Annotated in this window: 10 protein-coding genes and 1 tRNA gene; 4 read left to right on the top strand and 7 right to left on the bottom strand. The window is 38.9% G+C overall.

Annotation, left to right across the window (positions count from 1 at the left end; translation table 11 throughout):
• The first annotated feature begins 9 nt into the window (after positions 1 to 9).
• From DM558_RS01455 to bla, 3 genes are all read left to right on the top strand, one after another.
• Complete coding sequence (locus DM558_RS01455) at positions 10 to 8367, top strand: putative Ig domain-containing protein (protein ID WP_127161726.1); 8358 nt, start codon at positions 10 to 12, stop codon at positions 8365 to 8367.
• Between the two features lie 17 nt (positions 8368 to 8384).
• Positions 8385 to 8891: a hypothetical protein gene (locus DM558_RS01450; protein ID WP_109701867.1), complete on the top strand. Its 507-nt coding sequence runs from the start codon at positions 8385 to 8387 to the stop codon at positions 8889 to 8891.
• 913 nt (positions 8892 to 9804) lie between these two features.
• Entirely contained in the window at positions 9805 to 10659 is an 855-nt protein-coding gene (gene bla, locus DM558_RS01445; protein WP_127161725.1) for a class A beta-lactamase, read from the top strand.
• A gap of 659 nt (positions 10660 to 11318) precedes the next feature.
• Here the strand turns inward: bla and DM558_RS15565 are convergent.
• Positions 11319 to 11411, bottom strand: a tRNA-Sec gene (locus DM558_RS15565).
• A 224-nt stretch (positions 11412 to 11635) separates the two neighbouring features.
• On the opposite strand from DM558_RS15565, the gene DM558_RS01440 reads away from it, so the two are divergent.
• The gene (locus DM558_RS01440; RefSeq protein WP_127161724.1) at positions 11636 to 11959 is read left to right on the top strand and encodes a DsrE family protein; all 324 of its coding nucleotides are present in this window, start codon (positions 11636 to 11638) and stop codon (positions 11957 to 11959) included.
• Positions 11960 to 12038: 79 nt separating this feature from the next.
• On the opposite strand, the gene fdhF is transcribed toward DM558_RS01440, so the two are convergent.
• From fdhF to hyfH, 6 genes are all read right to left on the bottom strand, one after another.
• The gene (fdhF, locus tag DM558_RS01435; RefSeq protein ID WP_127161723.1) at positions 12039 to 14231 is read right to left on the bottom strand and encodes a formate dehydrogenase subunit alpha; all 2193 of its coding nucleotides are present in this window, start codon (positions 14229 to 14231) and stop codon (positions 12039 to 12041) included.
• 50 nt (positions 14232 to 14281) lie between these two features.
• Positions 14282 to 14818, bottom strand: a complete 537-nt coding sequence (locus DM558_RS01430) for a 4Fe-4S dicluster domain-containing protein (RefSeq protein ID WP_127161722.1) — start codon at positions 14816 to 14818, stop codon at positions 14282 to 14284.
• A 106-nt stretch (positions 14819 to 14924) separates the two neighbouring features.
• A complete protein-coding gene (gene hycI / locus DM558_RS01425; RefSeq protein WP_228411785.1) occupies positions 14925 to 15398 on the bottom strand; it encodes a hydrogenase maturation peptidase HycI in 474 nt (157 codons plus the stop codon).
• Position 15399: 1 nt separating this feature from the next.
• A complete protein-coding gene (locus DM558_RS01420) occupies positions 15400 to 15807 on the bottom strand; it encodes a formate hydrogenlyase maturation HycH family protein (RefSeq protein WP_109703401.1) in 408 nt (135 codons plus the stop codon).
• Positions 15800 to 16603 carry an NADH-quinone oxidoreductase subunit B family protein gene (locus DM558_RS01415; RefSeq protein ID WP_109703402.1) on the bottom strand — a complete coding sequence of 268 codons (804 nt, stop codon included), beginning with the start codon at positions 16601 to 16603 and terminating at the stop codon, positions 15800 to 15802. Before DM558_RS01415 ends, DM558_RS01420 begins: the two co-directional genes overlap by 8 nt.
• Positions 16587 to 17153, bottom strand: coding sequence for a hydrogenase 4 subunit H (gene hyfH / locus DM558_RS01410; RefSeq protein WP_109703403.1), 567 nt, complete (start codon positions 17151 to 17153; stop codon positions 16587 to 16589). The genes DM558_RS01415 and hyfH overlap by 17 nt, the downstream gene beginning before the upstream one ends.
• Position 17154: the final 1 nt, after the last annotated feature.

The raw sequence follows: 17154 nt of genomic DNA, 5'->3' as shown, positions 1-17154 counted from the left end.
GAATTTATTATGAAGCGAACTGATAAGCCTAATAAATATAGGCAAAAAATCAAGCGAAACTTATTAGCTAGTTCAATTGCTTTAGCATTAGTTTCAAACAATAGCTGGGCTATTTTTCAGAACGGCGATTTTGAGAATGGGGATTTTAGCCATTGGGAAACAAAATATGGGCTAAACTATGGGCTTAAAGGGAGTGAACCATTCACTGAGGACAGTGTTATTGTTTCTAATGGTGGTATGTCTATTTTAAAAATCATAAGTAATAGCTTCGATCCAAGAGCCCCTCATTTAACTTTACCACGGCAAGGTAACTACACAGCAAAGCTGAATGATGAGTATGGGAATAATCATGTAAATTATATTATACAAAAAGATGTCATCACAGAAGATGATCGCGATCCTACAGATAAAAAGCTTCATATCCGTTTCACTTACGCCGCTGTACTCGATGATCCCAGTCACAATGCAGCCGCACAACCTTATTTCCACGTACAGCTCAAAGATCTTACTACAGCGAAAGTCTTGTATGACGATATAGCTTATTCTAATCAACCTGGTCGATTATTTTATACAACTAATTATAATGGGACATGGCGATCTACTCCATTTATTGATGTAGATATCGTTATTCCTGATTCTTTAATTGGTCATGAGTTAGAAGTAAGAGCATTAGCAGCAGACTGTGCTTATGGTGGCCATGGTGGTTATGTCTATGTTGATGCCTTTGGTGCCAATAAAATTAAACCACAACAAGGTTGTTTAAATAATGTGAAAGCCCGTGCCAAACCGGGACAAGTACAAGTGACTTGGGCAGATAATGGTGCAGACGCTTACCGCGTTTATCGCTCTGAAAAATTAGAAGGGCCTTATATTAGTTTAGGCGAAACAACCTCCAACTACTCCACATGGCTTGATAAAACGGTTATGGAGGGAAAGGAGTATTTTTACAATGTACGCCCACTTGACTCAAAAGGTCTAGAGTCTTGTGCTTCTGGTTCAGTTGTTTCAGCTGCTCCCTCACCTATCGATGCCGGAGAGGTAACCAATAGACCACCCTATTTTGTGAGTGAGCCTAAAACTGGTGGTGATATTAAAACAGATTATAGTTATCAAGCAGAAGCCTTAGATGCTGACAGTGATGATTTAACCTATAGTCTATTAGCAGGACCTATTGGTATGACAATCGATAGTCAAACAGGTTTAATCACTTGGAAGCCCAATGCACTTGGTTTTTATGAGGTCAATATTCAAGTTATCGATGGTAATGGTGGTAAAGCAACACAGTCTTATAATATCGAGGTTATTGATGATAATTTACCTCCTCAAATTACCAATCAAATCCCATCTCGTATTCCATCTGGAACAAGCTTTAGGCATCAGGTAATAGCGGTAGATCCTGAAGGGGATAAAATATCCTACAGCATTGCAAGCCAAGCATCTGGCATGATTATAAATACAAATGGTTTAATCAGTTGGAGTAACCCTCAGCCAGGTCGCTATCCTATAACTGTAGTCGTGACAGATCCTTATGGGGCAAGAGACCAACAATCTGTTGTATTGGCTGTTAGTGGTAAACCCTCTTTTGTAAGTACCCCTATTATCAATGGTACTGTTAATCGGACCTACACTTATTTTGCACAAGCAAAAGACAGCGGTGGTGATGCTGTTATTTATAGCCTTAGTAAAGCACCTCAAGGCATGACTATCAACACTCAAACGGGTGAAATTAACTGGCAACCTTCTCAAGAATCAGTGGAAAACATTACTGTCGAAGCGATGAATGAAGATGGTAGTATTGTAACTCAGAGCTATAAACTAACGATTTCTGCACAAGAAAATCGCGCCCCAACAATCACTAGCAAGCCTAAAACGTATATTGCAGAAAATACTCAATACAGCTATCAAGCAACTGCTACTGATCCAGATGGAGATACGCTAACTTGGTCATTAATAAAGGCGCACGATGGAATCAAAGTAGATAGTAAAACAGGTTTAGTATCTTGGACAAAGACTGTTATTGGTAGTTATCCAATTGTCATAGAGGTCAGTGATCAGCGGGGGGGATTAGCAATACAAGAATACACATTACGCATTGGTGTAGAAGCTAATCATCCGCCACAAATTTTAAGTGTACCTAGTACAAAGAGTAGTATAGAAGCGCCTTATCAGTATCAATTAATCGCTGTCGATCCTGATGAAGATCCACTAACTTACAAAATAACTAAAGCTCCAAATGGTGCAACATTTAGTAATACAGGGCTATTTACATGGAATACTCCAGTACTAGGACAGCATGATATTGAATTAACAGTCACGGATGGTTTGGCGACGGTAACACAAAGCTTTACACTGGTAATTACACAAGAATCCATCACTAATCAACCACCGCTACTGACCAGTACACCCGAAACAAGCACAGTAGTCAATGCACTGTATCATTACCAACTTGTAGCAACAGATCCTGATGGTGACGTATTACGCTACCAAATCAAAGAAGCGCCTACAGGAGCAACCATTGATGCTAATGGCCTATTTTCTTGGCAAGCAAAGGCTGTGGGTAGCTACACCATTAAACTGGCTGTAAGCGATGGTCATTATGAAGTTGAACAAAATTACACCCTAGTGGTCCGTGATTCACAACTACAAAATCAACCGCCACAAATTATCAGTTCTCCAAAAACATTGGGTTCAATCAATAACGAGTATGAGTATCAATTAATCGCTGTTGATCCCGATAATGATCCACTAAGCTACTTCTTAGAACAAGGACCGGAGGGGATGGTGTTAGACTCCAATGGTGTTGTAAAGTGGCAAAAACCAACCTTGGGTAATCACAGTATTAAACTAAGTGTCAGTGACGCACAACACAAGGTTGAACAAAGTTATACCCTCACTATTAGTAATCAAACCATTACTAATCAACCACCACAAATCACCAGTACACCTAAAGTGCAAGGGGTAGTTAATGAAACTTATCACTATCAAGTACAAGCTAATGATCCTGACGGTGATCCATTAACCTATAAATTAGAAGAAGCACCTGCTGGTGTAATTATCGATAATAATGGACTTGTTACTTGGTCAAATCCTATATTGGGTATTCATACCATTAAAATTGCGGTAAGTGATGGTAACTACACAGTCACCCAAACGTATGGCTTAGGCATCAATTCATTACCTTCTGATAACAGACCGCCACGTATTACCTCAATACCTGTCATGGATGGTCAAGAAAATATACCTTACAACTATCAAGTCACCGCCGTTGACCCGGATAATGACCCTATTGTGTATTCATTGGTTAATGCCCCTACAGGCATGACAATAGATGTGAAAACAGGTACCTTAACATGGGACAAGCCTACACGTGGAAGTTTTGATGTAGTGATTATGGCAAGCGATGGCCAAGCATGGGCTCAACAAGGTTATAAAGTGACCATTAAACCATCAGGCACTGCAGGCGGTATTTTCACCGGTCAATTATTTGCTACACCGCAACTGGTTGAGGCAAACGAGCCTGTTACTGTGGATATTGTGTTAAATGGAGGCACAACACCTTATGAGGTTGCAACACTAACGCTGGATGGTAGCCCTGTAACGGTTAGTGGTAACAGCGCGACCGTCAGTAGCAATCAATTAGGTTTACATACACTAGAACTGATTGCCAGAGATGCTAAAGGCAGAGAAATTAAGCAGCAAGCAAGCTTTATTGTCAAAAATAAGGCCGATATCACTGCGCCTACTGCTGAAATAACTGCGCCAGCTAAATCAGATAATATTAATGTGGCAGAAATCACCACTACAACCGATATTATTGGTACAGCATCCGATGATAACTTAGTGGAATATCAAGTTTACCTATCGCCTGCCGATGAAGGCAAATGGGTTTCTATTGATAAAGGCAATCAATCGGTCATCAATGGCAAATTAGGTACACTCAAGCCACAAACGATGCCCAACGGACTTTATGATTTACTGCTGATCGTAAAAGATGAAGGAGGCAATCAAAGCAGCGCCAAAATAGGCGTGGTTATCAGTGGAGAGCAAAAAGTAGGTCAGTTCTCGTTAAGCTTTACCGATCTGGATATTGATATGGGTGGCCTACCTTTACGCCTGACTCGTACCTACGATACCCGTCGCCAAAATGAAAGGCTAGACTTTGGCTATGGTTGGAGCGTGAACTACCAAGATGTTAAAATTCAAACCAACGGTATACCAGGACGTGATTGGGATTTTGCGGAAATAGGTTTTGGCCTAAACAAAAAATTCTGCCCTAAGCCCGTCGGAACGCGAATGGTCACCGTACGCTTGCCAGACGGTAAAATGGAAAAGTTTGAAGCTAAAACAATACCCGAATGTAACAGCTGGCAATCACAATCAGCCGGTAGTTTCTTCCAATTAGACTTTGAGCCTAAAGCAGGTACTTATTCAACCTTAGAAGCAACTGATGTTGGTATGCTACGCGTTCATAACGGTGTTCTTTTTGATTACGACAGCTTAGACAAGGTCAACCCACAACAATTTAAATTAACCACCAAAGATGGGATGGTGTATTACCTGAATAAATCGTTCGGTATTCGTCAAATTAAAGATCGTTACGGTAATACCCTAAGCTACACTCATAATGGCATTCAACACTCTAACGGTGCGGGATTAATTTTTACCCGTGATAACAATGATCGCATTGTACAAGTGGACGCACCCGATGGTCGTGTTCTTAACTACACCTACGATGGTGATGGTAATTTAGAAGGTGCCTTTGATCCTAAACAACTGGAAACACGCTTTGTATATCAACAAAGTGCTGATTTAGTTCATCAACTCAGTGAGATCTATGGTGCCGATGGTAAGCGCCTATTCAAAGCAGAATTTGATGATAAAGGCCAGCTTATTAATCAAGGTGATGGTTTAGGTTATAGCGTTAATCTAGAACATGACAATGATAATAACGTGGATAAAGTTACTGACCGCAATGGTAATACCACTACTTATGTTTACGATGACCAAGGTAATATTACCGAGGTAACAGACAGCAAAGGCAATGTGACGCGGTATACCTATGACCAATTTGGTAATGAAACCAGTATCACCAATGCCCTAGGCCATAAAACGGCTTACGAGTATGACCGCTACGGCAATGTTACCAAAGAAACCAATGCCTTAGGCTTCTCTACCGAAACCACCTATAACACGGATGGTAATCCTACTGAAGTGATTGATGAGTTAGGCAGAGTCTCCAAAAATACCTATGATCAAGCAGGTGGCTTAACTCAAATTACCGATGCCATGGGAAATACAACCTATGTGAGCTACACAAGTAAAGGTGATTTAGCAGCACTTACGGATCAAATGGGTAATACAACACGTTTTGGTTACCAAGACAGTAACGGTAAACGCCTAAAAATATCAGAAACGGATGCTGCAGATAATACAACGCGTTTTGAGTACGATAAAAACGGTAATGAAATTTCTCGTAAATACAATCTAGTGATTGACGGCAAAGCCACCGAAATGGTCACCCGTAAAACCTATGATGATAATGGCAACATGCTGAGTCAAACCAATGAAAATGGCTTAGTCACCACCTATCAATACGACGACCTAAACCAATTAGTCAAAGTGACTGATCCATTAGGACAAGTTACCCAATACACCTACAATGAACGAGGAGAGCAAACCCAAATCATTTACCCTGATGGTAAAATAGACAGCACAGCCTTTGACAAAAATGGTAATGAGGTTAAAGCTTGTATCACGGGTATTTGTACCGAAACAACCTATGATGAGGCGGATCGTCCTACACAGGTCAAGGATGCATTAGGCCATATCACCCAAACCCAGTACGATGTTGTTGGTAATACTTCAGCCACCATTGATGCATTAGGCAATACTACTCAGTATCAATACGATGCGTTGGGACGTCAAACTAAACTCATTGATGCGTTAGGCAATACCACAGAATCCAACTATGATGCGGTGGGTAATTTAACCAAGCAAACTGATGCATTAGGTAATAGTAGTACCACCTTGTATAACGATAATAACCAACCGATCAAGAAAATCAATGCCCTTGGTCATAGTGTCGGTTATGAATATGACAAAGCAGGTCGTAATACAGTCTTTATCGATGCATTACAAAATAAAACAGTCTTTAGTTATGATGTGTTAGGACAACTCTTCCAAGTCAATGATGCATTAAACAATAAAACCGTTTATGGCTATGATACGCAAGGTCGTCAAACCTTACAAAGTGATGCGAATCGTCATATCACTCGCTTTACCTATAATAAAGTAGGGCAACGTATTCAACGTACCCTTTCTGAAGGTCAAAAAGAAAGTTGGGAATACAATGCCATAGGCAATGTTACCCAGCACACAGACTTTAATGGCAAGGCTACAAGTTATAGCTACAATGCCAGTCAGCAGTTAGCCACATTAAGTTACCCTGATAAACGCACTATTAGTTATAGTTATGATGCCCTAGGTAATGTGGCTAAAGTCAGCGATAGTCTAACGGGTGATCTTGACTATACCTATGACCTACTAGGGCGTATTACACAGGTTTCTTCTTCTCTTGGCCAATTGGCTTATGGATGGGATGGCAATGGTAATAAAGTATCTCAACAGATCAACACGCAAGGTAGCTTTAGCTATGGTTATGATGCGTTAAATCGTTTAGTCAGTATTACGGCAATGGATGGCAGTGTCACTCGCTTTGAATACGACAAGGTCGGTAATCGTGCCCAAATCAATCGCAGTAATGGTACGCAAAGTGTGATGTCTTATAACAAGGCCAATCAACCCACCAGTATTATCCATCAGAAAGGCAGTACAGTATTAGCGAAGTTTGCTTATACCCTTGATGAAAATGGTCGTCGCACTCAAGTAGATGAAACGATTGACGGTGTACAACGGACTGTTAGTTATCAATATGATGCCACTGGCAAGTTACTAGCAGAAACCATTTTACAAGCAGGTCAACGCAGCAGCATTGTTTATACCTATGATGCGATGGGTAATCGTTTAACAAAAGTCGCGAATGGCATTACGACTAACTACAGTTATAACAGTAACGATCAGTTAGTCACTGAAACAACGGCCGGTATCACTACAACCTATGTCTGGGATAGTAATGGTAATCTGATTAAGAAAACCAGCCCTGATGGCGTAGTCAGCTATTCTTGGAGTAGTAGTAATAAGCTGTTGAGTATTGATGATCAGGTTAACCAGCGACAAGTGTCTTATCAATACGATGGTCAAGATAATCGTATCGGTAAGGTGGTTAAGCATAATGGTCAAACTATCGAAACACAGTACTTAGTGGATAGCGAACGCCCTTACAGCGAAGTGGTATTAGAAAGGACACGTATTGATCAAGGCAGCTGGAGTGAAACCGTTTACTTGCATACCCCTGAGGGCTTAGGTGACTTGCTCACCCAAGATCAAACAGGACAGGTAAATCATCTTTATCAAGATGCACAAGGCTCCACTCGTTTGGTAACGGATAAGCAAGGTTCTACCCAATTAACCTTTGATTATGATGCCTTTGGTAATGCGCTACTAAGCAGTAAACCTAACACCACAATCAAACACCGTTATGTGGGTGAATACCTTGATCAAGACACTGGCTTTTATCACTTAAGAGCAAGGGATTATGACCCTAAGATTGGGCGTTTTGTGAGTAGAGATAGGTTTGAGGGTATTAGGAATAATCCGATTACATTAAATCCTTATCTTTATGCTAATGCTGATCCTATTAATGGGCTTGACCCTAGTGGATTTACGATGTTTTCACTTGTAGACCTAAACATGGGAACATTCTTCCAATTTTCTATGAGAACAACAGGAGTTACATTAGGTAAGCAGTTTTTAATTAAAAAAGTTTTAGTTCCTCTCGCAATGACTATTGCTGGTGGAATTATTTTTGATCAATACTTAAGTACTCAAGCTGATAAAAAACTAGCTCAGGATACTATCAAAGAAACTATTCTTGTTACCACTGGAGTTGCAAGCACACAAATGCTATTCCATTATACTGATCCAGTTTCTGCAAGAGAAATAGTTGGTGATCAGTTTATATTCGCAACGCCTGCATGGCCTAATAAAAGACCGACAAGACCAGCAGGTGCTTATGCAGTAGATGCAATGTATGCTCCATGGGTTGATATAACAAAAAAGGCTCTTAGAGCTGCAATTTATGTGAACCCTGATAACTCAAAATATCGGGGAAAACAAGATGCTTTTGTTGTAATATTAAAAGATCCTTTATGGAGAAATATTAATGGTATTGAATGGGTTAAAAAAGGTACAGGTGCTATTCCTGTAAATGCCTTAGCATGGTTCATAAATCCAATGTCTGGTTTTTAAGTAATAGGGAGTTAAATATGAGTTTAAGTTATGTCAAATGTTTTAATGATGAAGCTGAAAATTGGGAAAATATCCCTGTGTTAGTATGGGCTTCCGATATTTGCTTTGGGTTCTTTAACGCATTGAATATATTTCCTCCATACGAAATTGCTAGAAAGTTTTCTTCAGACCTTGATTTTTCCCATGATGTGCTATTAGGAAATAATACTATTGAATGGGAACCTTTTGAATTATCAAAAGAGGATTATAATGAAATTAAAGAATATTTCATGACACAATTTAAATGCCATTATTTTGAGTTAAAAACTTATATCAATAGTTCAAAGGACTATATTATGTGGCGTAGAGAAAAAAAATATGGAATACCAATTCAGATACAAGAAGAGTTTTATAAAAGATTTGATGCTGCAGAAAGAAAATTCAAATCACTCGAAAACACTTCAGATGATTATTTATCTGCATGGAACGATTTAAATGAACTAATTAAAGAAGAGCAATCTTTAATTAAGTCATATAAAAAATAATTTTTACTAGGAATTCCGAATATAGATCTCTATACAGATAAAGAGTTTATATCTAATGCTTTATATTTATTAGATGGCTAATAATTTATCTTCAGAAAGATCTACCTATTGTTAGTTTTATATTAAAGTCCTCAGAAGCATTTATTCTGGGGATTTTTTTTAGGGTAGAAAATGAAGATCTGATTAAAGCAATTAAATACTGAGAAAAGAGGAAAACTTATGATGAGGTTATAAGTCCTTCTAAAAAGAATAGACCGTTGGTACGATCTACTTTTCTTTTTTTCAAAAGATTAACATTATCTCATTTCTAACAAAAAGCATTAACTTTAAGAGAGGTTAAATGAAAGACTACATAGTACAATCCAAGCTGCCTGCATGTTGCATTAAAGAGTTCTTAGGAAGTATTAATAGCATTAAAATTGACCAAATAGTAGTAGAAGGAAACCTTGAGGCTCTAGTTGATTTAAAAAGAAACTTGTTGGCTATTGGGACTTTGACTTATGGATATTTAGTCCAGATAGTGGTGATGATGCAATCGAGTTTGCACATTTAATAGACTGCATTGAAGCACAAAATAATAATAAATTAGATTATTTTATCATTGCTTTGAAAAGGAAACTGCTTTTTCTTTAAGAAATATTCAATACAATTTGGTAATGGCACAAAAAGGATTGAAAAATAATATGAACGTTTTAGTAAACATGGGTTTGGAAATATTGGCAAGAAAATGGTAGCTCATCACCTGATAAGAGTCATTAATTACCCATATTTAAATTCCTTATGATATTTGATTGACCTATAAATTCAAGCACAACTAAAATAGTCGGCTATCATTCTTAGTTGAGCTATTTTACTATTCATCATTCAATCTCCTGTAGTAGTATGTAGAATCAAACTTTAACAGGGCATCTATATGCGACGTTTTCATATATTCCTTATTCTTTTATTTTCTACACTTTGTTTACCAGCATTCGCTGCACCAGTGGCTCTGGATAAAATCAAAGAAATTGAGAGCCAATTTAATGCGCGTGTCGGCTATGTACAACTTGATTTTAGTAATGGCTTACTCATTGACGGTTACCGATATCAAGAACGCTTTCCGATGATGAGTACTTTTAAAGTTCTACTCTGTGGTGCAGTGTTATCACGTGTTGATTCAGGATTAGAGCAGCTCAATCGCCGCATACGCTATCGCCAAAGTGACCTGATTGAGTACTCCCCTGTTACAAAAGAACATCTCTCAGAGGGTATGACAGTGGCCGAATTATGCAACGCTACCATAACAATGAGTGATAATACTGCGGCCAACTTGCTATTATCTTCAATTGGCGGGCCAAAAGAATTAACCAAGTTTTTGCGTAAAATGGGTGATCCGATTACCCGCCTCGATCGCTGGGAACCGATGTTGAATGAATCCTTACCTGAAGATGAACGTGATACGACCACGCCTGAATCGATGTCAAAAACATTATTTACATTGTTAAAAGGAAAGACGCTTACGACAAACTCTCGACAGCAATTAATCGATTGGATGGAAGCAGATAAAGTAGGTGAGCCTCTTTTACGTTCTGTACTTCCTAAAGGTTGGTTTATTGCTGATAAAACAGGGGCAGGTGAGCACGGCTCTCGTGGTATTATCGCAATATTAGGGCCTGATGAAAAACCTTCTCGTATCGTCATTATCTACTTAACTGGAAGCCATACAACTATGGATGAGCGAAATAAACAGATCGCAGAGATAGGTGCTTCACTGATAAAGCGCTGGTAACAAATCTAAAACTCTTACCGATTGCAAGATAGTCCATTTTTAGCACTAAGCACACATAAGGTCATAGAGCTATTGGTTTATGCTAACCAATAGCTCTTGTAATTATTTACAGCTATTTATTTTTACCTTCATAACCACTCTAACCAAGATATGTCGACCATCAGGCTTCATCAACCTTGGATACTTATCGGTTTTTAGCAAGTAGCTGACCCCATGTCCAATTATCCAATTAATTTTATTAGTTTCACTACGATGAGTCATACCCAGATAGTTTATAATGAGCTTTTTGTTCTTATATTACAGTTAAAATAAAGCACTCTACTTAGAATGATGTTATTCTATCAGAGCTCACCCACTCTTTATGGTACTCATTTCTTCGTTTAGCTCCGTAGCAGAAAAGTAAATGCACATGATAGCCTTTATTTGTCCATACTCTAATGTCCAGATATAATCCTACCGGATCTTTAACTGGAAATAAGCTGTTTTTTTGGCATTTAAAATTGCTTATTTAGCCATTGACAATAAATCTGGCTTACCTAAAAATCAGACAGAGCTATGGTGCTAAAAATATTATGTTTAATGAGGAAAAAAGCAAGATTTATGTAACTGGAATGAACAGAAAATAATTAAAACCAATTAATTTTCAATGGATTTTTATTTGGCGGAAGAGGCAGGAATCGAACCTACCTCAGCCCAATAGGCTGACAACGGTTTTGAAGACCGTGGAGACCAACCAGATCTCATCAACTTCCTAATCATATACGATCAAATTTTACCATATAACAGCGAATAAAAAATTAAGTCTTTTTTTAAATCCTTTGACATAAATACCTTAATAGTTAAATTTTTAGACTCTATCTATAAGATATGGCAATAAGGGAGTTATCGAATAGGCTTATAATAGTTACCATAATGAAGTTGCTGTTTTGAATTCTTATTATTGGTAAAAATTAGCTATAGAAGCTAGGAGCCTATTATGAAAGTCACTGCCATTATCTCAACCAATGAAACTGAGAAAGTTTGGAATGCACTACGCCTCACAAATACCTTTCTTGGTACGGGGCATGAAGTTTCTATTTTTTTAATGAATAGTGGTGTTGAGGCAGAATTTATTGACCATGAGCTTTTTGATATCCAAAAAAATTGGCAAATATTTTTAGAACGCGGTGGCAACATTGTTAGCTGTGGAACTTGCCTGCAATTTAGGAAGCTAACAGATAAAGTTTCTATCAGTAAAATTGGTAACTTATTAGATTGTGCCACAATGGTCGAAACGGCAGATAAAGTATTAAACTTTTAGTAAAAGAACCCTAGCCTTTATATACAATTAAAAAAGGGGAGTTACCTACCCTTTTTTAATATGCTGGCATCATCGCTAACTAAACAGATTTATTAGGAGACAATGTTCCATTCTCTGTTTCTTTACGTAAATGATGTTTAAGTTGACTATACTCTTCCAAAACATAACGCTCCGCCTGTACCTGATCATCAATTGTCACAAGTTTTACAGGAACATATTTATACTCTGGTGTTTTAGTAATAGGGCTTAAGTTTTCACCAACTAACTCATTACAAGCGCCTATCCACCATTGATAAGTCATATAAACTGCACCTTTGTTTGTTCTGTCACTCACATCGGCACGAGAAATAACTTTTCCATGATGGGATTGTATCCACACCAGTTCCTGATCTTGAATGTTTAATGCTTTAGCATCTTCCGTATTGATTTGTACATACCCAGGTTCATCCGCCAAAGCAGCTAAGGCACGGCAGTTTCCTGTCATTGAACGGCAAGAATAATGCCCCACTTCGCGAACAGTAGCAAGTACAAGAGGAAACTCTTCACTTATTTGTTCAACAGGAGGTGCCCAGTCACAAGTAAAGAATTGACCTTTACCGTTAGGGGTATCAAATTTCGCACCACCATTACCATCATCATATAAATACTTAGAACCTGGAGAGTCTAATGTTGGGCATGGCCATTGGACATAACCTAAACCACCATCAGCATCCAATTTTTCATAAGTTGCACCATAGTATTTAGGACATAAACCACGTAATTCATCCCAAATCTCATTGGTGTTTTTATAGTGCATTGGGTAGCCTAGCTCTCTTGCTAACAAGCTGATGATTTCCCAGTCCACTTTAACATCACCCTCTGGTTCAACCGCTTTATAAAAGCGTTGGAAACCACGGTCAGCGGCTGAGTAAACACCTTCATGTTCGCCCCAAGTCGTAGCAGGTAAAATAACATCCGCTGCGGCTGCTGTTTTGGTCATGAAGACATCTTGGACAATGAATAACTCTAGCTCATTAAATCCTCGTCTAACAGCTGATAAATCAGGCTCAGTTTGCAATGGGTCTTCTCCCATACAGTAGAAAGCCTTTAATTTACCTTGTTCCGCTTTCATTGCCACTTCACTAAGATAAACCCCAATGTTAGAAGGCAAGGATTCAACCCCCCACGCTTTCGCAAATTTAGCGCGGACAGCATCATCAGTTACATTTTGATAACCAGGGAACTGATTAGGTAATGCCCCCATATCACAAGCACCCTGAACATTATTTTGTCCACGCACAGGTGCAAGCCCAGTATTAGGACGACCAATATGCCCTGTTAGTAAAGCTAAACTGGCTAATGCCCTAACCGTTTCAACACCTTGATAAAATTGGCAAACACCCATTCCCCAGAAAATACCAGACGCAGGGGAAGTAGCATACATACGAGCAACTTGACGAATAACAGATGCTTCAATACCTGTCGTTTTCTCTACTGACTCAGGCGTATAGGCAGCGACAATATCGCGGAATGTTTCAAAGCCTTCTGTGTATTTATCAATAAATTCTCGATTGATTAAATCCTCAGCAATTAATACATTAGCCACCGCATTTAAAAAGGCTAAATTACTACCATTTTTTAATGGTACATAAAGATCAGCAATACGTGCTGTCTCAATTTTTCTTGGGTCACATACGATAATTTTAGCACCGCGTTCTTTAGCACGAACAACACGACGCGCAATAATGGGATGTGATGTAGCTGGATTCCAGCCAAAAATAAAAATACATTTGGTATCATCAATCTCAGTGATTGAGTTACTCATGGCACCGCCACCGACTGTAAGTTGCAGACCTGCAACAGAAGGACCGTGTCAGACTCGGGCGCAACAATCGACGTTATTAGTACCAATCACTGCACGGGCAAATTTTTGCATCACGTAGTTGGTCTCATTACCTGTACTACGAGAAGAGCCAGAACACATGATAGAATCAGCACCGTGTTTTTCTTTAATTTCTTTCAACTTCGCAGCTGTAAAGCGGATAGCTTCATCCCATGAAACAGGCTCTAAAGTACCCCCTTTTTGGCGACGAATCATCGGATTACGTAAGCGTGGTGTTAAAATTTTTGTATCATGTATAAAATCCCAGCCGTATAGGCCTTTTAAACATAACTCGCCTTCATTTGTTAATCCATTAGCCCCCTCAGCACCAACTACACGGCCATTTTCGACCTGTAAGTTGATCTTACAACCAGAGGCACAATATGGGCAGACCTCTATCACTTTTTTCATTTTTAACTCCTAACACTTAGGTAGAACATAAAACAACAAACTGATTTAGATTATGCGCCCAAACGAGGGTCGCGTTGTATTGCTGCAAGTTGGCGTTCACGCTGTATTTTTTCTAACTCAACAGGTTTAACCAATGTAAGCGCATCGGTTGGGCAAGCACGTATACATGCAGGCCCCTGTGGATTAGAAGAACATAAATCACATTTTAAAGCTTCTGCTTTATAACGTACACCAATATGCTGTCCATTCACGACACGAGGTATTGTTCTAACTTTAACTTGCATAGCACCAAAAGGGCAAGCCAGCACACATGTCTTACAGCCAATACATTTTTCTTGTATCACAACAACATGCTCATCTTTTAATTCAATCGCGCCATTAGGGCAAGCAGCAGCACAAGGAGCATCGTCACATTGACGGCACATAACAGGAACCGTAACATTTGCCGCAACAATCACTTTAAGCCTAGCGTTAAAATGTGCCGTCTCTAAACTTTTTATTTCTTCGCCATGAGAAAGGATACAAGCAACTTCACAGGTTCTACAGCCTATGCATGCATCTGGATTGGCGTTGATAAACTGATTCATGATCTGCTCCCTACAACGGCATTGCCAATTAAAATCGATATCATCTAAAAAAAACTTTTCTGGGGTTAAATCGTTACTTATATACTACGATAAAAATTTAACCTATTTACTGTTCACATATGGCCAATGGCTCAAATGCTTTTTGTATATAATGCAAATTTAATGCCTGATATATCTGCTCTACTGCTTTTTTTACTGCGTCTGTCATTGGATAATAAAAGCCAACAATATCGGGTTGGATACCTAAAAATAAAATTTCAGAAATATCATCCCTAAGCTGTTCAATAAGGAAGTTTAATGGCATATTATGGGTATTCATTAAAAACAGTTCTGCAATCAAATCAGGGTCAACAAAACGAATATCTCCCGGCATTAATCCCATCTCTGTTGCATCGACAATCAGCAATAATGACGGTTTTAATTGACGAATTTGATGAACAACATTTTCTGGTGTTGACCCACCATCGATAACGTGCCAATGTTCAAGAGGATTTGCTAGCATTTTTTCAGCCAATAATGGCCCTGCCCCATCATCCCCCAACATATTATTACCTACAGTTAAAACGATATTCTTTACCACGTTACACCACTCGTTTAACCATTAAATACATCGCAGGTTCTTTAGTAATCGCCTGTAATAGCTGTAATAACGTATCCGTCCATGATTTATAGGGTTCTTCCATCTTATCTCTTACCGCAACAAAAGCATTTGCTAATAAGTTAACATGGGTAACATCGATGGTAATTTCGCCAAACTTCAATAACCTTGCTAATTTATTAAATGCTTCTGTTCCCTCAGTTAAATAAGCAACCCATCGTTGATAATCAGGAGTTTCGCACTCTAAAACTGATTTTAAGCAATCAATTACACCCACATGGTGCCCAATAGCTAGAGAATAGTACATTACTTGTTGGGCTTCTTCGGGGATATCTTCCTCTTGCTCCACAAACTTCTGATTAAGCACATAAAATAATACTTGATCAGCCATGGTATTCACCTTGAACGCTTCTTAAGCAAACCTTTTGAAGCTCATGAACGACTTCAGTTAATCGTGGATCTGCCTCTTTCTCAAGCCATGCATCAAGTTTTAAGTCAAACTCATAGGCTGTTGAATTCTCTAGTAGCTCAATGACTTTATCACTAATTAACCGACCTTGATAATAACCTGCTAATCTTCTCGCCTCACGCTCTACCAATACACGCGTATCCAGTGGCGCATTAGGGAAAAGTAACGGTGCTTGCTTGTTACCTGTTTGATCATGTGATTTGCCCGTTAACTTTTGTTCCAGTAAGCCTAAAGCAACAGCGAAACCATAAATAGTTGCCGCAGGTGTTGGTGGGCAACCAGGTATAAACACATCAATCGGCACAATATGATCACTACCACCCCAAACACAATATAAATCATGGAAAATACCACCTCCACAACCACAAGCACCATAGGATATACAGATCTTAGGATCCGGCGCACTATGGTAAGCCCTTAATGCAGGCATACGCATCGATCGTGTTACAGCGCCTGTGAACAGTAAAATATCCGCATGACGAGGTGAAGGAACTACCTTAATACCAAAACGTTCCGCATCAAATAATGGGGTAATCGCCGCAAATATTTCAATTTCGCAACCATTGCAACCACCACAGTCAACACGGTAAACATAGGCAGAACGTTTTATTTTCTTTAATAATGTTTCTTTTAACTTACTAACTTGTTCTTCAACAGAAATAGGCTGTGTCGCATAGTGGTCGTAATCTTTCGCTATCACATTATTGTTGTCTGTCATGATTAACTCCCGCTTCAACATGCATACCTAAATCAATATTACTTTTACTCACAATATTTTGTCGGCGTTTGCAATCAGGGCATGTTTCAAATTGCTCTCTTCTTGCCTCTACCTCTTCGACTGTTAAACCTGCATGTACCAATAATGCCATGGTGTAATCAATTTCTTTTTGTGGTGCAAAATACTTCCCACACACTTGGCAAGCAGTTAGATCGAAGGTGGCACGTTCGTATAAATCCTCTTTATTAGTAACAGCCAACTCAAAATCTTGTGACAAAACCAGTGCACGTGTTGGGCAAACCTCCTCACAACGACCACAAAAAATGCAACGCCCTACAAACAGTTGCCATACACGTTTACCTGATTTAGTGTTTGTTTCCATTGTCAATGCATTAGCAGGGCATGCCGTTGTACAAGCAGCACAAGCAATACATTGGTCGGCTTCATAATGAGGTTTTCCTCTGAACCCTTGTGGAAGATCGAGCGGTTTAAATGGATACTTAACCGTTACATCACCCACTTTTTTAATAATCTTCAACAGTTTCAACATG

This window comes from Entomomonas moraniae (assembly GCF_003991975.1).
Classification (GTDB): domain Bacteria; phylum Pseudomonadota; class Gammaproteobacteria; order Pseudomonadales; family Pseudomonadaceae; genus Entomomonas; species Entomomonas moraniae.
This window is presented reverse-complemented; position numbering and strand designations above follow the sequence as displayed.